Consider the following 21,931-nt stretch of genomic DNA (forward strand, 5'->3'; position numbering starts at 1 on the left):
TGAAATATTTCAATCGTGGCCTGCAGCGGATAACCTATCGAACCCTGCTCCACAAAACCATAATTGCCCGCCGCTCCAACAAATTTGTTAAGGTTCAGCTATGACTATGGGGAGAGCTATCACCAAAGCCGTCATTCCTGCTGCCGGATTGGGAACTCGCTTCCTGCCCGCCACCAAGGCAATGCCGAAGGAAATGTTGCCGGTGGTTGACCGCCCGGCCATCCAGTATGTGGTCGAGGAAGCGGTGGATGCCGGCCTCACCGACCTGCTGATGATCACGGGCCGCAACAAGCGCGCCCTGGAGGACCACTTCGACCGCGAGCCCGGCCTGGAGGCTGCGCTGGAGGCCAAGGGGGACAAGGACAAGCTGGGCATGGTGGAGTACGCCTCCAACCTGGGCCCCATCCACTACGTCCGCCAGGGTGAGGCCAAGGGTCTGGGCCACGCAGTGCTCTGCGCCCAGCAGCACGTGGGTGACGAGCCCTTCGCCGTGCTCCTGGGTGACGACCTCATCGATGAGGCTGAGAGCCTGTTGAGCACCATGATGGAGGTGCAGCAGAAGACCGGCGGTTCCGTCATCGCCCTGATCGAGGTTGACCCCTCGCAGATCAGTGCCTACGGCTGCGCGGACATCTCAGTTGTTGAAGGTGAGGACTATGTCCGCGTCAACAGCCTGGTGGAGAAGCCCGCCGTGGCGGACGCACCGTCCAACCTGGCCGTGATCGGCCGCTACGTGCTGCACCACTCGGTGTTCGGCGTCCTGGAGAACACGGAGCCCGGCCGTGGCAACGAGATCCAGCTGACCGACGCCCTGCAGACCCTCGCAGCCGGCGAGGGGGAGGGCTCCGGCGTGTACGGTGTGGTCTTCAAGGGCCGCCGCTACGACACCGGCGACAAGCTGAGCTACCTCAAGGCCGTTATCACGCTGGCTTCCGAGCGCGTGGAGTTCGGCGAAGACCTTAAGACCTGGATGAAGGGCTTCGTCGGATAGCTACGGCGTTCTATTGTTCCTGGGAGGCTCGTTGCCGGAAGGCGGCGGGCCTCCTTTTTTGCATGGCCAGGAGTGCCACCAGGGCGCCGATGAAAGCGCCTGACGTGTTGGTCATGACATCTGACGGGCTTGCAAAGCGGCTGTGAAGAAAGAGGAGCTGCCCCAGTTCGATGCAGCCGGAAACCAGCATTCCAAAGGCGCCGATTTGCCACCATTTTTTGGTGGGAAATGCCAGGGCGGCAACGAAACCGACGGGAAGAAATAGGCCAACGTTGGCGGATTTTTCCACAAAGTCGTAGTTAAACCAGCGGGGAATACCGTGGTGGTGGAGGAAATTCAACACGATGGCCAGCTGCCCTGAGACGGGCTGGTCCACGGGCGTCGGCCAGAAGGCAACAAGCGCCAAGGGAACCACCATGGCCGCGAGGATTAGCTGCCACAGCCGGTGGTTGTCGAGGATGCTCAAATCGGCCTCAGGACGTCCGTAGAAGGGCGAAAGCGGCGGTGGCCAAGGCGCAGGCCGCGAGGAGAACGAGAAGGGCGTAGCCGAGCACCTGTGGGCGGGGGAGTGGGATAGAAAAGTCGTATTCGCTTGGTGCCCTGCGCCAATGTCTCCCCATAGCCCTAATAGTTACCATACAAAGCAGAAGGTGGGTGCATCTCCGTTTCCGGAGATGCACCCACCTTCTTTGGTTCTAGGAGTTGCTGCGGTTAGGCGGCGACCTCAGCCTTGACGCGGCGGCGAACCACCACAACGGAGGTTGCGCCGGCGGCCAGTGCGCCTGCGCCCACCAAGGTCCACAGGATCAGGCCGGAGTCGGCGCCGGTGTTGGCCAGGCCGCCCGTGTTGGCCAGCGGAGCGCCGCCGGTAGTGCCGGTTGCGACGTTGCCGGTGTTGGCCAGCGAAGCGCCAACCTTGACCACAACGGGGCCAACGGTGACGCCCGACGTGTTGCCCTTGGCGGTGACGGAGTAGGTGCCTGCTTCGCTGATGGCCAGCGGAACGGAGATCTTGCCCTGGGCGTCAGCAGTCGCGGTGAGCGTCTGCGGTGCCTGGTAGACGGGGATCTTGGCGGATACTGCGGTACCGCCGGCGTTTGCGGCGCCGGTGGTCACCACGGTGATGGTGATGGTGACGGTTTCGTTGGGAAGGAAGCCCTGTGCGGTGAAGACGAAGGTTTCGCCCGGTGCAACGGTTCCGTCAGAGACGCCGGCTGCCGGCGGAAGTGCCGGGTAGGTTGCGGCCATGGCAGGCGCGGAACCAACGAGTGCGATGGAGCCGGCAAGGGCGAGCGCGGCGAGTGTTTTCTTCATGTGTGTCCCCCGGAGACGTTTAAGTTTTGATACCCGATTTTGGGGAGATGCCCCCTCCGCACGAGACCATGTGCAGAACTACGGATAGATATCCCAGATAGAAGGTACCATTCCGAATCGGTTGTAACCAACCTCAATCCAGTCGGTTTACATAGTGTTAACGCGACTGTCACTGGCCGAGGGCGCAGGAAGCATTCTCGGTAGGCAAGATAACGTCCTTTACATGCTGAACGGTTGGTGTGACAACCAAGTTAGGTTCCGCGTGCTGGACGATCTTACCAAAGGTGAAGTCGACCGTTTTGCTTTCTCCAGGCGCAAGCTTTTGCGCAACCACGCCCACAGGCCTATTCGCGTGTATGTAAGGGGCAAAGGGAGTCTTTTGACCGTCAACCGAGGCTGACTCCACGTTTGCCTGTGCGGGTCCGTAGGCGACGACGTTTGTTTGGACAGTACCCGGGGCCACTCCGAAGGCACCTGCACCCGTGACGTAGGCCGGAAGGGAAGTGGCAGCATCGGCAGGTGCCGTATTGGTGCTGGTAACACGTACGGTGGTTTCTTCGTAGCCGTTTGCCGGGCACTCCTTGACCAACTGGACTGTGCGCTTGACGTAGTAGTCCATCTTGGCGCCAGTCCCGTCGTTGAAGTAGACGCCGAACTGGGCCGGCGACACACTGGGACCAGAGATTGAGCCGCTGAGCGAGTATTTGGACATTACTGCTTGTTCAGATGTGTCGGCAGACCACACTAGAACGCGTCCTTCCTCCGCCCCTCGTGTTATGCCGCTGATGAGACCCTTGGATTCCCCTTTGCCGCTGGAAAGAGCGGAGAAGACTTCTCTTGCCACACCGGCAAAGTATGTGTCCTGTAGCTTGGGTTGCTTGATCTTTGCATAGACGTCTGAGAGAAGGGTTGGAACTACATTGCCGCCCGTGAGTTCGGTCGGAAGTCCTGCTGCCTTGACCGCTGCCAACTCTGGGCCTGTGACCGCGACGGGTCCGGTCGACTGAAGAATGTAGCCGAGAACAACGGGATCAATCGAGATCACTCCGTCGACTTTCTGCCCGGTCTTCTTCTCCCACATTGCTCTGGCCGTGCTGGCAGCTGTGGGAAAATCAGGTGTTAGGTTTACGTCTTGCATGTATTTGCCCAGGCGCGTCGAATAGATCTGCTGCTGTTCTTGGTCAACAGGGAGGCTTGGTGCGAATACCCCGAGTTCAGCAGCACTTGTCTGACCGCTAAAGGAGAGTTTCCCTTTCTCCATTGTCAATATAGCCAGAGCTCCGGGTATTCCGCCGGACGCGCGTGCTTCCGCGTTGTTCTGAACCACCAGTAGGTAATTCTTTATACCGTCGGAACCAAGCATCGCCGGGGCGATGTTGGCTGCATCTGCAGCCGAATCCAGAGCACCAACCGCTTGTTTTAGCTCCGATGTAGCTTCCCTTAGGGGCGTCGCGACTTGCGGTAGGAGTTGGGACGTATCTATTGCCTCAAGTCTTTCTGAAGAGGCTCGGACTACGTACGCAGACGACGCGACGCTGGGAGCGGCGGCTTTCAGTGGCTCAAGGTTAGTGCCCGAGCTGCTCGGAAGTAAGGTGTCCCAGTCCAAAGACTCGTAGATGTTAACGAGGGGGGACAAACCCAAGGAAACGACGTCGTCAGCTGACCGGGACACTTCCGCAATCGCGCTGGTGTTCGCGCCGAGCCATGGCATCCCGGACGCTAGGGTCCAAAGGGGATCGTCGGCAGCCCGGCGAGCGCTAGCCGTATGCTCTCGAAGAGTCGCAACAGTAGCGGCAGCGGATTCTTCATCAGAGACTAAGATTTCTTGTTTCAGTTGGGGGATCAGGGCAGCCGCGGACTCCAACTCGATCTTTATCGTGTTGGCTTTAATTCCGAGCCAAGTTACGCCGCCACCAAGCAAAATTATGAAAACTGCAATTGGAGCCCCAAACTTCAAAATTCGTTGGGGTCTCTTCCTTCGGCCAGCATTGAGCTGACCTTCCGATACGGATTTGTCACCACGATTTTCAGTAGACATGGTTAGGGGCGACCGAGCCCGCGGTATGTCCAACCAGCTGCACGCCACTTTGCGGAATCCAGCACGTTCCTGCCATCGAGTATTCTCGGCGACGAGACAATGGCTGCGGCGTCGTACGGATCCAAGTCTCTGTACTCCTGCCACTCAGTTAGAAGCAGAAGGGCGTCCGCCCGTTGCAGAGCCGTTTCAGTCGACTCTTCATACTGAAGCTCCGGGAACCGGCGTGCGGCATTGGCTAGGGCCTGCGGATCCGTAACCGTCACAACTGCCCCCTGTAACTGCAACTGGGCAGCCACGCTTAGTGCTGGAGAATCGCGGACATCATCGCTTTGAGGCTTAAACGCGGCACCGAGGACTGTGATGCGTTGACCTAAGAGAGAGCCACCGCAAAGTTCACGCGTTAGCTCCACTACCCGCATCCTCCGGCGCATGTTGATCGCATCAACTTCTCGGAGAAACGTTAAGGCTTGGTCGGCTCCTAGCTCTCCGGCTCGTGCCATAAAAGCTCGAATGTCTTTGGGCAGGCAGCCACCTCCAAAGCCAATTCCAGCGTTAAGGAACTTGCGACCGATTCGGTCGTCCATGCCTATTGCGTCCGCCAGCAGGGTCACGTCAGCGCCAGCAGCATCGCAGAGTTCGGCCATGGCGTTGATGAATGAAATCTTCGTTGCAAGAAAAGAATTTGCTGCTGTCTTGACCAGTTCCGCGGTCGGCAAATCCATAACCAGGCGAGGCGTTCCAGATTTTAGAGGTTCAGCGTAAACCTGGTCCAATACGCGAACGGCCGGATGGTCCTCGGCTCCGTTGAGAACACCGTAAACGAATCTGTCAGGATGAAGAGTGTCGGACACGGCATGCCCTTCACGAAGGAACTCTGGATTCCAAAGCAATTCCGCCGTAGCTTCCGCGCTCCGAATAAGTCCGTGCAATCGCGATGCCGTGCCCACAGGGACGGTCGATTTACCGACAACAATATCGTCGGTAGACAAGTATGGCAGCAGGGCGTTCGTCGCAGCATCAACGTAAGACATGTCTGCGCCGTTCTCACCCTTCTTCTGGGGAGTGCCTACACAGATAAAGTGCACCGAGCTCCCCCGTGCGGCGGCCATGTCCGTTGTGAACGAAAGACGCCCCGTCGCCTGGACTTCTTTCAGGAGTGCGTCCAGTCCAGGTTCAAAGAAAGGGGCCCGCGCGGCTGACAACTCTGCCACTTTGGCTTCATCAGTGTCTATGCCTACAACTTCGTGTCCCAGGGTCGCCATGCACGCAGCATGGACGGCTCCCAGATAGCCGCAGCCAATAACCGAGATTCGCATCAGTAGTGTCCTTTCCCAGGCGGTCTCTAGCCGCGAGAGAACTAATAGGCTCCGGCACCTCGAAATACAGCGCGGAAGGTCTTCATGAGGATAAGTAGATCGCCGGCCAAAGACCAGTTTTCTACGTAGTACAAATCAAGCCGAACTGAGTCTTGCCAAGAGAGGTTAGAACGGCCACTAACTTGCCAAAGGCCCGTCAGGCCCGGCTTAACGAGGAGTCTGCGGCGTACGTCCTGCTCATATTCTTCGACTTCCGAGGGCAGAGGTGGACGGGGGCCCACGAGACTCATTGATCCCGCGCAGATATTAAAAAGTTGCGGCAACTCGTCAAGGCTTAGTTTTCTCAACACGCGCCCGACTGAAGTCACTCGCGGGTCATTTTTCATTTTGAAAAGAACGCCGTTACCGTCGTTCTTTTCCTTCAGCTGATTTAGCCTTTCCTCTGCATCAGTGACCATTGAACGGAACTTCAGCATTTGGAAGTGCTTGCCCTCTATACCTACGCGGTTCTGCCTAAACAGGATCGGGCCCTGGTCTTGAATCTTGATCAGCAGAGCGACGACGGCCATGACAGGCAACAGGGCAACGATGAGGATCGAGGAAATGCTGAGGTCGAAAAGGCGCTTAGCCACCCTTTGACCGCCCTCCAACGTAGGCGTAGTCACGTGGATCAGTGGAAGACCAGCTACCTGCTGAGTATGAATCCTCGGTCCCGCAATATCTGTCAGTGCCGGGGCCATTATTAGTCCCACATTTCGTGCCGCGAGCTCCCACCCCAAGTGGCGCAAGACCTGCGGGTGTAATTGCACCCCGGCCGACACCGCGACGGCATCAGCTTTACAAGCATCGATGGCGGCTACGATTGAGGTGGCATCAGGCAAGTTTCCGACGACGGGTAGTCCCGACTCAGGGTCGAGGGACGGAACCACGGAAACGTTGGGCGTATAGACGGCGACAGGCAAGTAGCCGGCGTGTTTTGCAGACCGGAGAGACTGCGCCAGATGGGCAACAGCGCTCGGACCGCCAAGCAACATTAGCCGTGACATGCTCAGGCCCAACTGTCGGTTTACATTCAGGTGTTGCCTGATTAACCACCGTGCAAGGAGAAGTCCGCAAAGCCCTGCCGGCAGGGCCACCCCCACATAGCCACGGGCGGTGTCGAGTTTGAGGACGTAGGACACGATGGCGACGAGGCCGAAAAGCCAAAGCGAGGACGCCGCGACACGTTTATATTCGTCGGGACCGGCGCCTAGAATTCGGCTTTGTCTGCTGTTCCATGCTCCCAGCATGACCCACCAGGCGAAGGCAAGGATCACAGACAACCATGCATAGACGGCTTCTTGCCCTGAGGCGACGAGATCCGATGCCCATCCAAAACGGATGACGTAGGCACCTGCAACGGCCCAAGATATTACAAACGCATCGACAATACGCAATTGCCGGCCGCAACGGGCCCGCCAGTCGCGTACATCTTTCACCAAAGTCCCCCGCCTTTTGAGCTATTCAAATGTACCGCGCGTCAGTGCTAGCTGCGAACGTTGTCGATGTGGGCACGATACCAAGCCACTGTCGAGCGTATTCCCTCTTCGAGGCTTATGGTTGCTTCCCAGCCGGCCTCAGACAGTTTGGAGACGTCAAGAAGTTTCCTGGGCGTTCCATCAGGCTTGGATTCATCCCACTCGATCCCCCCTTCGTAACCGACGGCTCCCGCCACAATGGAGGCTAGTTCTTTGATCGACACGTCCGTGCCCGTTCCTACGTTGACCTGAGATGGGCCGTCGTAGTTCTCCAACAGATGAAGGCAGGCATCAGCCATATCATCCACGTGAAGAAATTCGCGCATGGGGGACCCAGTTCCCCAGTTGGTTACTGAACTAGTGCCGGTTTTTGCGGCTTCATCGTAACGCCGAATCAGCGCGGGCAGAACGTGGGAGCCTGTCGGTGAAAAATTGTCGCCGGGACCGTATAGATTTGTCGGCATGGCTGAGATCCACGGGAGCCCATACTGGCGACGCACAGCCTGTACTTGCATTATTCCGGCAATTTTAGCGATTGCGTAGGCGTCATTAGTCGGTTCCAGATGACCCGTAAGAAGTGAATCTTCCCGAATGGGTTGGGCTGCAAACTTGGGATAGATACAAGAAGACCCAAGGAAAAGGAGTCGTTCGACACCGTGTTCAAGTGCCGCGTCCATGACGTTCGTCTGGATTCGCAAATTATCGGTAAGGAAATCGACTGGGTAGGAGTTGTTCGCTAAGATCCCACCGACCTTAGCGGCAGCTAGGACTACATACCGTGGCTTGGCTTCGGCAAAAAACGCGAAAACTGCTTCGCGCTTCTTGAGGTCAAGTTCCGTAGATGACCGACCAACGAGACTGGCGAACCCTTCACGCTCCAGTTTTCGCCACATTGCAGACCCCACAAGGCCGCGGTGTCCGGCGACATAGAATGTGGACTCCCTGTCCAGCTTGCCGGCTACGAACTCGACTTTGGCTGACACTAGTTCTTCCAGCTTTCCAAGTTAACGGTGTCGATCCAATTGTTGCCGGCGTGCTTGAGAGCCTCGATGTCAGCGTCCACCATAATACGAGCCAACTCGGGCGTGTGAACGGACGCTTTCCACCCGAGCTTTTCTTGGGCCTTGGAAGCATCACCCACAAGTGCATCCACTTCCGTCGGCCGAAGGTACCTCTCATCAAAGCGCACGTGATCTTCCCAGTTCAATCCTGCATGCTCAAACGAAATCTGAAGGAAATCCCGGACTGTGTAGTTGCCGCCTGTAGCGAGCACAAAGTCGTCCGGCTCATCGGCCTGAAGCATGCGCCACATGCCTTCGACGTATTCAGCGGCGTAACCCCAGTCGCGCACAGCGTCGAGATTGCCCATGTAAAGAAGGTCTTGCTTGCCAGCCTTGATCGCGGCTACAGCCCGAGTGATCTTGCGGGTCACGAAGGTCTCGCCGCGTCGGGGAGATTCGTGATTGAACAGAATGCCGTTCACGGCGAACATCCCGTAGGCCTCGCGGTAGTTCTTGGTGATCCAGTAGCTGTAAACCTTGGCCGCGCCGTAGGGAGACCTTGGGTAGAACGGTGTGTCTTCGTTTTGAGGAGGGGGAGTTGCCCCAAACATTTCGCTTGAGGAAGCCTGGTAGAAGCGGGTCTTGATCCCAGACATACGGACTGCTTCGAGCAGCCGAATCGTGCCCACGCCCGTGGTGTCGGCTGTGTGCTCGGGCTCGTCAAACGAAACGCGAACGTGCGACTGGGCAGCAAGGTTGTACACCTCGTCCGGGTTGATCTCCGCCAGAAGGGTTACTAGCCGGGCGCCATCGCTGAGATCCCCGTAGTGAAGGAAAAGATTGGCTTTGGGGTCGTGCGGATCAATGTAGAGGTGATCAACTCGAGCCGTGTTGAAGGTCGACGCACGGCGAATTAAACCATGGACCTCGTAACCTTTGGAAAGAAGCAGCTCAGCCAAATAGGAGCCATCCTGGCCAGTGATTCCCGTAATTAGTGCGCGCTTTGTCATGGTTCCCCCGGAAGAAGATGTATTAGGCAAAAAAGAGCCGCCCGGCCTAGCGGCCGCGCGACGATGCAAGACGAGTGATGAACTCATCATAGTGTGCAACGGCTAATGATTCGGACAATGTTTCGCGCCGAAAATGGAGTGCGTTCGCTGCTAGCCGCGCACCGCCCGCAGGATCGCCAGCGAGCGTCTCGGCTGCCTTCACCAGCGCGACGGCATCACCAGGGCCAACGAGCAGTCCACCCCGCGAATGCGCGATCTCGTATGCGGTGACGCTGCCTGGATCTGTTGCTGCCAGTACGGGGGTTCCGGAGTTGAAGTAGGACGTCAGTTTGCTGGGGACGGCCATGTCTTTGAGTCCAGGCAATTCATTCACAAGCAAGATGTCTGCGGCAGCGAGGGCACGCTGGAACTCCGGGCCAGGTAACGGATCGACAAACGAAATGCTGGATAGTCCTTTGGCTAGTTCTTCAAGCCGGTGGCGTTGGTTTCCATTTCCCATCAACACGAAGTGCACGGCGCTGCCGCGTTCTTCGGCTATACGCGCCGCCTCGACAACATTTTCTAGCCCCTGTTTCTTGCCCATGTTGCCTGCATGCAGGACTATCACGTCGCCTGGTGTCCAGCCGAGGCGTGCCCGTACGTCCTTTGTTTCGGTGTGGGGGGGAACGGATAAGTGTGTCCAATTGCGAATGACTTCTACCTGACCGGCGGGGACACCAAGTGCGTCAACCATGTGTCGCTTGAACCTGTCGTGGATCGCTGTCACACCGTCTGCGGAGCGGAGAATCTTGGACTCCAATCTCGAGGCAATCCGGGCGAGTCTACTTCCTCCCGTTCCGGTTTCCACGACGCCCCTGCTGTACAAGTCTTGGATCCAGATGCCTACGGCTGGCCTGTTTGGCCGAAGACGAATTCGTAGAATCGCTAGTGCTGATGAAAGTAGGGCCGGGCTAACCACTAGGACCACGTCGGGGTTGTGCCAATTAGCAGTCAACAAACGTATGCCGAAGCTCAGTTCCATGTGCATTCGGCTGAGGGCAGTTGGGGTCCGCGGTACGTGGTGCCGCAACCGTTCTACGGGCACGCCATTGATAACCTCATGGCGTGACCAACCCGTGTACCCCTGCCTAATAGTCCATTCCGGGTAATGGGGATACCCCGTCACGACCCGTACGCTATGGCCTGCCGCAGACAGACCCTCAGCGAGGCTCGTTGTGTAGGGGGCATTGCCCGTTGGCTCGGGAGCATAGTTGATGCCCAGGATTGTAATGCGCAGTTTTGCCTTCGTCACAGGTGCAAGAATAGTCGGACGTGGCCAGCAGGCTGGAAATTGGTCGGACCCGGAGCAGCAGGAGGCTGAATGTCACGGTCGGTGAGAATCATCAACTTAGAGCAGGCACCAGGCGCAGGGGAGGCATGGGATCGGCATCGTGCCGTTGTGTACCTCTGGGGCGCGGCGGAGCTGCTTTTTGTAACCAACCCTTGGCAGGTCAGCTCAAAACTTCGCGTTGCTGTCCTGCGGCTGTTTGGAGCCACAATTGGGGACGGAGTCGTATTTCGTCCCAGAACGCGCGTGAAATTCCCTTGGAAGCTGCGTGTTGGTGACCGGAGTTGGATCGGCGAAGGCGTTTGGATCCATAATCAAGCTCCAGTCACAATCGGACACGACGCCGTCGTATCCCAGGAAGCCTTCATCACCACGGGAAGTCATGCCCATAGGCGGGATATGGCGCTTATAACAAAAGCGGTCGTTGTTGAGCCCGGAGCGTGGATAACGACACGCGCCATGGTCCTAGGGGGAACTACGATCGGGCGGTCAGCTGTTTTAGGACCTAACTCGGTAGTAGGGCCGAACCAGAGACTTGAACCCGGCAGTGTGTATTCGGGGAATCCAGCTATCAAGACCGGGATACGGTTCTAGGCTATGAAAGATGTGGGCAACTTGAACGCAGAACGGCTCGAAAATGTCATACAGCCTCCCACTTATATCGAGGCGACCGTAATAATTCTGACCAAGAACGAAGAACGACACATTGCTAGGGCGGTAACAAGCGCTCTCACGTTCCGTGAAGTGTTGGTCGTCGATTCAAATAGCGATGATAGGACTGCTGAAATTGCTCTCGCGTGCGGAGCGCGTGTTGTGAATTATGACTGGAATGGAGCCTATCCGAAGAAGAAAGAATGGGCACTCGACCACGTTGGCACTGATTGGGTATTTTATCTTGATGCCGATGAATACTTTGATCCAGAGCTACTAGCAGAAATTCGAGACATTACTAGTAATGCTGCGGCGTCGGCTTTGGAAGTTCCCATCAGATACTTCTGGGAAGGACGGGAACTCCAGCATGGTCATCGGGTAACCAAGCGTATCGGTATGCGACGCTCAAAGGCGTATTGGCCGCGCCCGAACGACCTCGACGTGAAAAATATGTGGGAAGTGGAGGGTCATTATCAGCCGCAGGTTCGAGCCGGGCAGTGCGTGCGAACGGTTAGGCCCTTAGGGCATCAGGATGAGGACGGTTTATTCGACTACTTCGCTAGACACAATCGGTATAGCGATTGGGAAGCGCACATGCTCTACACGGGCGATACAGTGTCTGCTAAGAGCCGCTCCCGCCTTGGGAGGCTAGCCGTAAGAATTCCAGCTAAGCCGTTCATTTTTTTTGCGTATTCTTACCTATTTCGGCTCGGACTCCTTGACGGTAGGGCCGGCTTTAATTATGCGTTGGCACTGTCATATTACTACTGGCAAATAGGCCTCAAAGTTCGTGAGCTAAAGACTAAGGCCAGCCGTAAATGAGGGTCGCAAATATGGCTAAACGGCTTGCACGTAGTGGTTCAACTCGCTATGCGATGTATCTTGCGGTGCTTCCATCCTACCGAAAAAATTGTATTGAAGATGTTCGCGCGGAGCTCAGCAAAGATATTGAGATAATTGTTAGCGATGCTCACTTAGATCCAACAGTGAAAACAGGAATTCCGCGCGAATATTATCGTCGGGCCGCCATGTGGAGAATTTTTTCAGGTAGAATTTTCGTGCAGTTTACCATTTCGACTGCCCCGATCTTCTCAGAAGCGGTCATAGTGGATTTGAACCCGCGAAGCATTACTGCTTGGAGCGTTCTCGTCATTCGTCGACTTCTAGCGAAGCGCACCCTTGTGTGGGGCCACATCCACCCACAGGCCGGTCCCGACTCATGGACAGGAAGATTTAGAGTCCTCATGCGGAAGATCGCTCACGGTACTATTTCTTACACTTATGAGGATCGCGCCAAGGCATTGCAGGATCTTCCAGGAGCGCCGGTTTGGGTCGCGCCGAACGCTCTTTACCGAAAAGCTGACATGATACCCAGCAGCGCCACACCTAGCAGCCGCACTGAAGTTCTCTACGTAGGTAGATTTGTGCCAGCCAAGAAGTTGATGCTGCTACTTCGTGGCTTCGCCATAGCGGCGGTGCAAGTTCCAGAGATGCGTCTGAACCTCGTTGGTGGTGGCCAGGATGAACCGGCGATGATATTACTTGCCAACGAACTTGGCATCATGGAGAAGGTGAGTTTCCAGGGATGGGAAGATAGGGTATCGACGCTCCGAATTGCATATGAATCTTCTTTCTGTTCAGTTTCACCTGGCTTCGCGGGGTTGGGTCTGACTCAGAGCCTAGGATTTGGGGTGCCTATGGTTGTAGCTGATTCTGAACAGCATTCACCAGAGATTGAATTGCATCGATCGGGAGGTGTCAAGTGGTTCGCAAGTGATTCGCCAGCGTCACTTGCTGATGCAATCTTGGAATGCTGGAGGAACAGGGAACTTCTTCCAGATTTAGCGTTATCCGAGTACACCAGAGAGAGATATTCATCGGAGGCAATGGCATTCGGAATCATTTCTGCCCTACGAAATGAGAAACCTAATTTACGCGAGTTTAGCAAGGACCCATCATGAATAGTGCCTCTGAACTTCAAAATCTAAAGAAAAGCACCGGCATTCCTCGGCCGCTCCTGAAACTTGCGAGATCTTTGGCGCGTAGGTTGGCTGTGCACGAGAATGTCACTTACGGTGAAGGACTCAGAGCCGGTCGCGGATCCGTTATCAGCTCGCCGCATGGGTTGGTCATAGGTCGGCATGTCTCCGTCGGCCCACGATCGATAATTCAAGTCGATGGCCACATTGGTGATTATGCTCTGATCGGAATGGGCGTCCAGATCGTTGGGCGTGATGACCACGCGACGGACGAGGTTGGTGTTCCTGTCTCACTGTCTACGCGTTCTTCTGAACGGGCTGGCACGTCTCGCGATCGGGTCGAGATTGGACGCGATGTCTGGGTTGGGGGCTCAAGCGTCATTCTGAGTGGGGTTCGGATTGGGGAAGGAGCAGTTGTTGCAGCTGGCAGCGTCGTGACCAAAGACGTGCAAGATTTTGAGATCGTGGGAGGAAATCCGGCACGACCAATCGGCCAGCGATTTGCCACCCAGGAGGAGAAGGCCCGCCACAACTTTGAGTTGGACAGAAAGCTTGCAGACGATGTGGGCGCGGCATGAACTTGATACGTTCATGAGCAGGGGGAATGCCGGCAACCGTGACTCATGGTTTAGTGTCGGTCACCTTCCGATAGCTCGGAAGCGGATTCTGGTCGTTGAACCAAACAATTCAGGTCATCGACTTTTTTATGTTCGATTAGTAGTTGAGCAAGCACTTGAAGATGGCTGCCATGTCATAGTTGCAATGCACCCCGGGACGAAACTCTCGGCCGAATGGGAGATACATTTGCAAAGAGTTGCTTCTCAGGTTGATTTTGTTGAGTGTACTGAGAGCTCTTCCGAGGCTGTTTCGAAGTTGGCCGAGGAAGTCTCTGCCGATCATGTGGTAGTCCCGGATGGGGATGCATTGATTGCAGGAATTGGCCGCAGCCGAAAGTGGAAGGCGCAGGCTTCTGTCAGTGCTTTACTTATGCGAGAGCAAGGTCAACCATCCCGAATACCCGGTTTCACTTTTTTAAAGACTATTATCAAGCGCCTCTTGGTGTTTTCGGCGGCTCATGTCAGAGGTGTGCGTGTTCATGTCCTAAAGAGCTCCCTGTGGGCGGGCACTATGGCTGCCGGTGACATACGTGATCCCGTCGCGTTGGCGGATCAGGTTGATGCTATTCACAGAGCCGCGAAGGCGTGGGAGCTTGAGCCGGAACGATACTGGTTTGGAGTTGTTGGGGCAGTCACACCACGAAAGAATGTTCCTGCCATCGCTGCTGCGCTTCAAATGCCTATGAGTCGACCTGTAGGCTTAATGATCGCCGGAAGCTGTGACGCTGTGGTATCAGGTCAACTCGGGGACCTGGTTGATGAGCTTCGAGGAAGCGGAGTTGCTGTAAGAGTTGAAAATCGCCTTCTAAGCGACCTTGAATTGGACTCGATTATTGCGGCTGTGGATTGCGTAGTCCTCGCTCATTCAAATGAGGGATCCAGCGGGATTATAGGAAAGGCAGCGGTCCTAGGCACTCGCGTGGCTGCCGCCGGGGCTCGCTCCCTCCAAGCAGATTGCCGTGTCCTTACGGATCTCGCGTCGTGGGCGCCATTGTCTGAGCCTGAGTTCCCATCGCTGCTGGCGAGCTGTGTGGGTCGTCCTCGACCCGTCCCTTTCACTCACCTTTCCAGCCTTGTCTTCGGCCAATCGCTGCTGTGATGCAGCAGACTCGAGAACGGATCGGTTCAGTGTCACGACGAAAAGGCGTCGGATTTCAGGCAATCGCCTTGGCCTCGTCTACGGGTTTGTCGCAGCTTATTGTCGCACTTTTGTACATTTGGACGGCAAGGAGCACTGCTCCGGCGGACTTTGGTTTACTCATAGCCGGCATAGCGATGGGAACCGCAGCGGTCGGCTTTGTGGATTTCGGAACGAACTCGATGTGGACCCGTGAATTGGCTACAGGTCGCATGGAACCGTTCGAGCATGGGCGCCGTCTTTCCGGGAAGCTAATCGTAACAGCCGCACTCGCCACTATATGGGTGCTTTCTACACTGCACTTTATGCCCGCGACTTATGCGTGGGTAGCCGGACCAGTCGCAATGTCTACTCTTCTTAATCAATCATTCCAAGTGTCGCTCCGCGGAGAAGCCCGTGGCGACCTGGTTTCGTTGTCTATTCTCGGGGACCGTCTGATGGCACTGGCCGCATTTGCGGCACTTACACTGACGGGCTCGCCGGCGGTCCAGTCGCTATGGATAAGTCTCACGGCAGGATCTTTGGTTGCAACTTTGTCGGGATGGTTCCTGACGCCAGCGGAAAAGAGGCCCATCTTGCGATTGAGTCGAAACACTAACCCTTGGTTAGCCGCCGGTCACTACGGGCTATCGAATGTGGCCTTTAGCGCTCAGTCACTTGACACCCCCATAATGACCGCTGTCAGCGGCGCAAGTACGGCTGGCGTGTACGGGGCCGTTGCAAGGTGGACTCAGCCCATGGGATTGCTAGCGAACGCTTTTTCATCCGCTGCTGCTCCTCATATGGCGCGGGCCGAGACAACCGCTGCAGCGTGGAACCACATCAAACGATCCGTATGGCTCCCTGCTACGGCTGTGCTTACCTGCATTATCATCGCCGCCACGGCACCGTTCCTTGTCAATGTGTTGATTGGCAATCAGTACGAAGAGTCAGTTCACGTACTCCAGGTGCTTGCGCTCGGCACGATACCTGCGATTGTGAACCAGCCTTTGTTCGTTTTTTTGCAAGCTCGGGGGCTGGATAAGTCCGTTGCTTTTCTGGCCACATCGGTTGTGTTCGTCCAACTCGCACTTGTAGCAGTTCTCGCCTCGGTGCTTGGGGCTCTGGGGGCAGCAGTTGCTGCTGCAGGTTCGCAGTTGGTCCTGCTGCTCGGTTTGGGGATCCTCACGCGAAAACTTGCGTGGTCAACAAGGCCTCCGGCGTAGGCATTTAGTGGGAAGGTAGAAGTTGAAAATTACCCAGGTGTTGTTGAGTCCGCGAATCGGTGGGGCTGAAGCTTTGGCGGCATCGCTCGAGTCGCATTGGACCGCGGTCGATGTCAGCGTCAGCACAGTTTTCCTCGACGAAGATACCGACTCGCCACGAAGCCGCTTGAAGCGTATCAGCCTGCTACGTCGCAAGCTTCGCGAGCAGCGGCCCGATATAGTTTTAGCACACAGCGCGATCCCCAATATTTACGCACGATTGGCTGCCCCCCTGCCTACCCCGGTGATCACCGTCCTTCATAGCGCTAGCGACGACTTTGCCGCGCGACGAGCTAGGATATTGGAACGAATTCTTCTCGTCCGGACGGCTCACGTCGTTGCAGTCAGCGCATGGCAACAGCAGAAATACATTGAGTACTTTGGTTTTGCGGACCGGGTTTCCATAATTCCGAATGGAATTCGTTCTGATATTCGACACCGCGCTCAAGCAAGAGAAGTTCCTCGTTCTCTTGTCACTGTGGCCAGAATCGCGAACCAGAAGAACCCATCCTTGTGGGCCTCAGTGGCAGAACTACTGCATGCAAGGAACTCGCCGCTATCACTTACTTGGTGGGGGCCCCTGCCGGCATCCGCGGATCTCAGAGACCTCATGGCAGCGTTTGCATCTGTCCCGAGTTCTGGTCGTTTCGCGGGTCCTACGGCCGATGTACCTTGGGCATTGGAGACAGCTGATGCTATGTTTCATCCTGCCGACCGGGAAGCGCACAGCATCGGAGTCCTTGAAGCTGCGGCCGCGGGCCTACCGATAGTGTGCTCGAGGGCAGTTGCGGCTACTTTGGCGCCGGGCGTTGTTACCGTTCCTTACGAGGATGCCGAGCCAAAATCGGCTGTCGACGCGATATTGCACCTATGCGACAACTGGGAAGAGCTTGCGACCGCAGCAGTAAGAGGCGCCTCCGAGATCGCCAAGGAATTTTCAATTCAAAGCTGCGCTCAGCGCTACATATCGCTATTTGAGAAGGTGTTGCATGGGGACACAAATGCTGCTGGCACGAAGTAGACGGGCGAGGCCATTGACTGCGAACTGCTCCGGGCTGCTCCGGCAGAGGTGGTTGGGGGAGGGGTAGCGCCACTGCTCGGGAACTCGTAAGAGAGATGAGTACAATTATGCTAACCGTACGAATATTGCCGTTCTGGTGGCGCGCCAATCGGCTACCCCAGCAACCGACTCAGGGGGAAACAGGTTTTGGACCTGCGCGAAATATTGCTCATCGCACGCCGTAACTGGCTGTGGATAGTTGCAGCAACTCTCTTAGGAGTGACCATCGGGGGATGCGCGACTCTTTTGACTCGTCCTACATACACGTCGGAGGCTCAACTCTTCGTAGCAATTCAAGGCTCTGGTTCAGTCCAGGAACTCCAACAGGGGAACACGTTCAGCCAGGCCAGAGTCCAGTCGTACGTCAAGACGGTTGACTCGCCTATCGTTTTGCAGCCGGCGATTGATTCTTTGGGATTGAACACGACGGCGGCGGAGCTGGCCGGGCGCGTTAGCGCTAGTACCGACATCAACACAGTCCTAATAAATATCACTGCCACGGACGGTTCTCCCGTGCGCTCGGCGGCGATAGCGCAGGCCGTCGCTGATAGCTTGATCCGCGCGGTGGACAATCTCGAAAAACCTAAATCAGGTGGAGCATCGCCGGTCAGTCTGTCTGTAATTAAACCGGCCGAAGCACCGGCAGGCCCCTCCGCACCCAACGCCAAGCTGAACCTACTTTTGGGGCTATGCGTTGGATTCGCCTTAGGCATTGCAATAGCCGTTCTGCGATCCACGCTCGACAGCCGCATTCGCGGGGAGGCCGACATACGCCGCTTCACGGATCTGCCAATTCTAGGTGGCATCGCCTTCGATCAAGATGCCACAAAGAAGCCTTTGCTGACTCAAGCTGCCTCTCAAAGCCCGCGCGCTGAATCGTTTCGCCAGCTGCGCACAAACCTCCAATTTGCACAGGTCACCGGGCACGGGAAGACGGTGCTGGTCACGTCCTCTGTGCCGGGTGAAGGAAAAAGCACGACTGCAACGAACCTGGCCATCGCAATATCTCAAGCGGGTTCATCTGTATGTCTTATCGATGCGGACCTGCGTCGTCCCATGGTGAATGAATATTTGGGATTGGACCGCAGCGCAGGACTTACAACTGCTTTGGTGGGCTCAGCTGATGTCAATGATCTCCTGCAACCTTGGGGAGAGGATTCTCTGTATGTTCTTACGTCTGGGCAAATCCCACCTAATCCGAGCGAACTGCTTGGGTCCGCTGAGATGAAAGATCTCATCGATCGTCTCGAATCGGCTTTTGATCTGATAGTTATCGATGCCCCTCCCCTTCTTCCTGTCACAGATGCGGCCGTGCTGTCCCAGTACGTGAGCGGTGTGGTCGTCGTTGTGAGTGCCCAGAGGGTGCGGCAGAACGATCTCGAAAAGTCTCTAAAGGCATTGGAGCTTGTGGGTTCGAAAACTCTCGGGGTGATTCTGAACAGGCTTCCAGTTAGGGGACCAGACGCATACGCCTACTCCTACTACGGCGAGGACCGGAGCGGTTCGAACAAGGGGAAACTTATTCGAAGGTCAAAGATGGCCCGGAATCGACAATTCGATTACTCCCAAGCGAACGCGGATGACAAAATTAGCGACGAACGTGCCGCAAGTCTGTTCCCGAGCGGCAAAATAGGCCGCTAGCCTCATTAGGCATTTGTTTCCCCTTACGAAACACGCATGATCGCTGGGGACAAACGAGTTCAGCAGAGAACAATTAGCAGGGCGATTTTGGGGTTGCGCTGTTGGTTCGGTGTATTCCTACTTCAGAAATGGTCGTGATGACTCCGATTGTTGGAGCCGTACTTTTGTCGGCCCTTGTGTGGATGTTGTTGCCTATGGTGGGTGTCCGCACGACGGAGAGCTGGCGGAGTCGAGAGTACTGGCTTGTTCACGTCCTTTTTAGCCTCTCTGGTATTGGTCTAATTTTGGGTCTAATTGACTCGTCAAATCCTGCAATATCGGTTTTACGTTTCTCAATACCAGTGGGTATGGGAGTAGTTCTGACCGTTATAAACATTGCGCGGGGCGCCGTGGTCCCAGCGGCTGGCTGGTTTCTTTTGCTCGCATTTGTGCCGATGACAGCTTTTGCTTTGGATGATCGGCTTCTGATGCCGTTCATGTCTCTGGCGATATTACTGCCGGTGATATTTCTGCCTCGCGACGGTTATGACCTTCGGCATATTCAAGCTGGTATGCGTGACTCTCTGCGTACTGTCCTTTTTGTGCTCATACTTTCTGTGATAGCGCTCCCCGGCACTGTAATAGGGCAATGTCGCGGTGACAAATGCTCGCTTTGGGGTAGCGCGTTGGGCCCACTTGGAACCGGTAATCCGCTCGGTGTATTTCTCGCTTTTGTTTCAATTTTCCCGGTCTTGCTTGGTAAAAAGCTATCAACGGTGCTGATTTCAGTTCTTGCTTCGGGCGTACTCGTTGACTCTACAAGTAGCCGCTCAGGGATGCTTTCCTGGGCGATAAGTATCGGATGCGCGTTACTGTGGCGCTGCACCGGTGGTAATTTCCGCCATCTTCTGGTGTCGGCTTCCGCGTTGGGGGTAGTGGCGTTAACGACCGTAATGGCGATCTATCCATGGCGACCTGAAGAGTTCACTGGGCGAGCAAATCTTTGGCTGGTCGCCAGAGAAAAGTTCCTCGAAAGTCCTGTCTTTGGGCTAGGGCCATCGTACTGGGTGCGCCAAGAACGGACCAGTTACGTTGACTCAAATTACGCTACCCATAATCTGTTGCTGGAAATTTTGGTTTCAGGGGGCGTATTTGGAGCTGTTGTTCTTGTTCTATCTGTCTTGCTGCTTGTGCGGTCCGCTGATCGGAATATAAGGGCCGCTGTTTTGGTTTGTCTTACGGCGTGGGTCGCAAGTTCGGTGTTGGAGGTAACAGCTGCCCCCGGTCGCTTTTACCTGATCCCCGGAATCTTAGTTCTGGTATTTATATACGGAAACGCTTCCTTGCCCGTAGGAGTTGATAACAGGGCCGATGCTAGGGCTGGAGTATTGTGAACCATAAATTTTCCAATTTCTGGTGAAGCCACAGTTGGTATGTGAAGTCGTATATAGGCTGGCTTAAAGGAAAACCTCACGTCCTCGTGGCTGGCGGCTTACTTCATAATCCCTCAACAGCCGTCCACGGTGGAGGCGCGGACCTGAACGCTGTGGCGGTGCATCGAGTAGGCCATCTGACGGGCGTCCTGCCTTGCGGCCTTGGCGAGTTTTAACACACGGAAGTGGCGGCTTGCCAGGTTGGTTCCGGTGTCTGGTCGCCTCCATTTCGCATGTATACAACATCTTATTGCGCAAAAGCCTGTCGGCGCCGATACCAATCACAAGACATCCGAGCCTTAGGATGGGGTAATGACAACTGGGGGACAACCAAGAACCCGCCTTGACAGACTTACGAGTCTGAGGTTCTTCGCAGCGCTTGCTGTATTTTGCTTTCACGCCACAGCTTTTTTTACTGGGCCCGTGCGGGATATTTTGGATTTTCTCTTTGGCCAGGGTCGATCAGGCGTTACGTTTTTCTTTATCCTCAGTGGGTTCGTCTTGGCGTGGTCCTCGCGGGTGGATGATCATCCTCTGAGTTTCTACCGTCGCCGATTTGCACGTATCTATCCCGCCTATCTTGTAGCACTTTTATTTGCGGCCGTTCTTTGGCTCCTTCGGGATCCGCTTGCCTTGCTTCGAGGACCGTTGGCCCCGTTCTTGCTCCAAGCCTGGGTGCCAGACAGTAACTCATATTTTGCAATCAACGTTCCGGCTTGGTCACTGTCTGTGGAGGCTTTTTTCTATCTGGCTTTTCCTCTGGTCGTGAAGGTTATTCGTCCCCTCGCGGCGTCCGGACTGTGGATCGTCTCTGGTGCCGCTATTCTGGTAACTTCTACCGTTGCGTTCGTGGCTTCGCTGACAACATCAGCAAGTCAGCTTGACGCTAATACTTTTGCCGTGTGGTTTGCCATCTACTTTCCCCTTGCTCGCCTACCTGAATTTGTTCTGGGTGTAGCTTTGGCTCTTCTAATGAAGCGAGGGGCTCTACCGCGTATTTCGTGGTATTTTTCAGTTAGTTTTTTTCTCGCTGTATGGTGTTGCATGTCGATTTGGCCGACTATTTATAATGTCGCAGCGGTATGCATGGTGCCATTCGGCGCTCTGATCGTGTCGGCGGCCCAGCGCGACATAGAAGGTAAACCTGGTCTATTGCGGATGCCGCTGCTTGTAAGTGGGGGTGCGATTTCTTACTGCTTCTACTTACTGCACCATATCTTCATTTTGCGACTGTCCCAACGAGGTTTTGCCGAACTTGGGTTGACTGGCTGGGGCGCCTTCACCGTGACGTTGCTGCTGAGCATTACTGGCGCTTGGCTGCTTCATCGGTATGTAGAGTTACCCATGGATAACATGCTGGGGCGCCAGAGGAAAAGTCTCTCTCGTTCACCTACTGACGATCAAAAAGCCCGCAGATCCAGAGGGTAGTCAATATGGTGCGTCGTTGTCGTGGACTGTGGTGAGCCCATTGCGTTTCAAAGGACTTTGCGCTGCACTTCGTAAAATTCCGGTGTGCGGGGCGTACGCTGTAAGCGCACCAATGCGTCGGCTCTGGTCCGCAGCTGACATCAAACCTTAAAGTTGGATACAAGCGTCACCCAGGTTTCGCGTCTGTCTTCATCTCGTCGTAGGTAGTCGGTGACTGGGAGGGCAGGTACTCGGCACTCGTGTGCGA

The 21,931-nt window shown here is 55.7% G+C and carries 18 protein-coding genes and 1 pseudogene; 10 read left to right on the forward strand and 9 right to left on the reverse strand.

Annotation, left to right across the window (positions count from 1 at the left end):
• Positions 1 to 100: 100 nt before the first annotated feature.
• Positions 101 to 991, forward strand: coding sequence for a UTP--glucose-1-phosphate uridylyltransferase GalU (galU, locus tag ACFVVC_RS07590; RefSeq protein WP_387450783.1), 891 nt, complete (start codon positions 101 to 103; stop codon positions 989 to 991).
• 10 nt (positions 992 to 1,001) lie between these two features.
• Here the strand turns inward: galU and ACFVVC_RS07595 are convergent, their stop codons facing one another.
• The 9 genes from ACFVVC_RS07595 to ACFVVC_RS07635 form a co-directional block, all read right to left on the reverse strand.
• On the reverse strand, positions 1,002 to 1,406 hold the full coding sequence (locus tag ACFVVC_RS07595) for a VanZ family protein (RefSeq protein ID WP_387451152.1): 405 nt from the start codon (positions 1,404 to 1,406) through the stop codon (positions 1,002 to 1,004).
• Between the two features lie 296 nt (positions 1,407 to 1,702).
• Entirely contained in the window at positions 1,703 to 2,305 is a 603-nt protein-coding gene (locus ACFVVC_RS07600; RefSeq protein WP_387450786.1) for an LPXTG cell wall anchor domain-containing protein, read from the reverse strand.
• Between the two features lie 169 nt (positions 2,306 to 2,474).
• Positions 2,475 to 4,343, reverse strand: a complete 1,869-nt coding sequence (locus tag ACFVVC_RS07605; RefSeq protein ID WP_387450789.1) for a DUF4012 domain-containing protein — start codon at positions 4,341 to 4,343, stop codon at positions 2,475 to 2,477.
• A gap of 2 nt (positions 4,344 to 4,345) precedes the next feature.
• Entirely contained in the window at positions 4,346 to 5,659 is a 1,314-nt protein-coding gene (locus ACFVVC_RS07610; RefSeq protein WP_387450792.1) for a UDP-glucose dehydrogenase family protein, read from the reverse strand.
• Positions 5,660 to 5,700: 41 nt separating this feature from the next.
• Positions 5,701 to 7,137 carry a sugar transferase gene (locus ACFVVC_RS07615; protein WP_387450795.1) on the reverse strand — a complete coding sequence of 479 codons (1,437 nt, stop codon included), beginning with the start codon at positions 7,135 to 7,137 and terminating at the stop codon, positions 5,701 to 5,703.
• Between the two features lie 47 nt (positions 7,138 to 7,184).
• Positions 7,185 to 8,159, reverse strand: a complete 975-nt coding sequence (locus ACFVVC_RS07620; protein WP_387450798.1) for a GDP-L-fucose synthase family protein — start codon at positions 8,157 to 8,159, stop codon at positions 7,185 to 7,187.
• Complete coding sequence (gene gmd / locus ACFVVC_RS07625; RefSeq protein ID WP_387450801.1) at positions 8,159 to 9,187, reverse strand: GDP-mannose 4,6-dehydratase; 1,029 nt, start codon at positions 9,185 to 9,187, stop codon at positions 8,159 to 8,161. Before gmd ends, ACFVVC_RS07620 begins: the two co-directional genes overlap by 1 nt.
• 46 nt (positions 9,188 to 9,233) lie before the next feature.
• A complete protein-coding gene (locus tag ACFVVC_RS07630; protein WP_387450804.1) occupies positions 9,234 to 10,478 on the reverse strand; it encodes a glycosyltransferase in 1,245 nt (414 codons plus the stop codon).
• 204 nt (positions 10,479 to 10,682) lie between these two features.
• Positions 10,683 to 10,904, reverse strand: coding sequence for a hypothetical protein (locus tag ACFVVC_RS07635; protein ID WP_387450807.1), 222 nt, complete (start codon positions 10,902 to 10,904; stop codon positions 10,683 to 10,685).
• 207 nt (positions 10,905 to 11,111) lie between these two features.
• On the opposite strand from ACFVVC_RS07635, the gene ACFVVC_RS07640 reads away from it, so the two are divergent.
• The 9 genes and pseudogenes from ACFVVC_RS07640 to ACFVVC_RS07680 all read left to right on the forward strand — a co-directional run bounded on the left by ACFVVC_RS07640 (position 11,112) and on the right by ACFVVC_RS07680 (position 21,684).
• Positions 11,112 to 11,987: a glycosyltransferase family 2 protein gene (locus ACFVVC_RS07640; protein WP_387450810.1), complete on the forward strand. Its 876-nt coding sequence runs from the start codon at positions 11,112 to 11,114 to the stop codon at positions 11,985 to 11,987.
• Between the two features lie 11 nt (positions 11,988 to 11,998).
• Positions 11,999 to 13,126 (forward strand): glycosyltransferase, encoded by a 1,128-nt coding sequence (locus tag ACFVVC_RS07645; RefSeq protein ID WP_387450813.1) that lies wholly within the window; start codon positions 11,999 to 12,001, stop codon positions 13,124 to 13,126.
• 248 nt (positions 13,127 to 13,374) lie between these two features.
• Positions 13,375 to 13,575, forward strand: a pseudogene (locus tag ACFVVC_RS07650) (DapH/DapD/GlmU-related protein); the annotation flags it as partial.
• Positions 13,576 to 13,578: 3 nt separating this feature from the next.
• On the forward strand, positions 13,579 to 13,722 hold the full coding sequence (locus ACFVVC_RS07655; RefSeq protein WP_387451167.1) for a hypothetical protein: 144 nt from the start codon (positions 13,579 to 13,581) through the stop codon (positions 13,720 to 13,722).
• 1,137 nt (positions 13,723 to 14,859) lie between these two features.
• Positions 14,860 to 16,104, forward strand: a complete 1,245-nt coding sequence (locus ACFVVC_RS07660; protein ID WP_387451155.1) for a lipopolysaccharide biosynthesis protein — start codon at positions 14,860 to 14,862, stop codon at positions 16,102 to 16,104.
• A gap of 22 nt (positions 16,105 to 16,126) precedes the next feature.
• Positions 16,127 to 17,164, forward strand: a complete 1,038-nt coding sequence (locus ACFVVC_RS07665; RefSeq protein ID WP_387450816.1) for a glycosyltransferase family 4 protein — start codon at positions 16,127 to 16,129, stop codon at positions 17,162 to 17,164.
• Positions 17,165 to 17,350: 186 nt separating this feature from the next.
• Positions 17,351 to 18,844 carry a polysaccharide biosynthesis tyrosine autokinase gene (locus ACFVVC_RS07670; protein ID WP_387450819.1) on the forward strand — a complete coding sequence of 498 codons (1,494 nt, stop codon included), beginning with the start codon at positions 17,351 to 17,353 and terminating at the stop codon, positions 18,842 to 18,844.
• Between the two features lie 137 nt (positions 18,845 to 18,981).
• Complete coding sequence (locus ACFVVC_RS07675; RefSeq protein WP_387451158.1) at positions 18,982 to 20,217, forward strand: O-antigen ligase family protein; 1,236 nt, start codon at positions 18,982 to 18,984, stop codon at positions 20,215 to 20,217.
• A 351-nt stretch (positions 20,218 to 20,568) separates the two neighbouring features.
• Positions 20,569 to 21,684 carry an acyltransferase family protein gene (locus tag ACFVVC_RS07680; protein ID WP_387450822.1) on the forward strand — a complete coding sequence of 372 codons (1,116 nt, stop codon included), beginning with the start codon at positions 20,569 to 20,571 and terminating at the stop codon, positions 21,682 to 21,684.
• Positions 21,685 to 21,931: the final 247 nt, after the last annotated feature.

It is taken from the genome of Pseudarthrobacter sp. NPDC058196, from assembly GCF_042882685.1.
Lineage (GTDB): Bacteria > Actinomycetota > Actinomycetes > Actinomycetales > Micrococcaceae > Arthrobacter.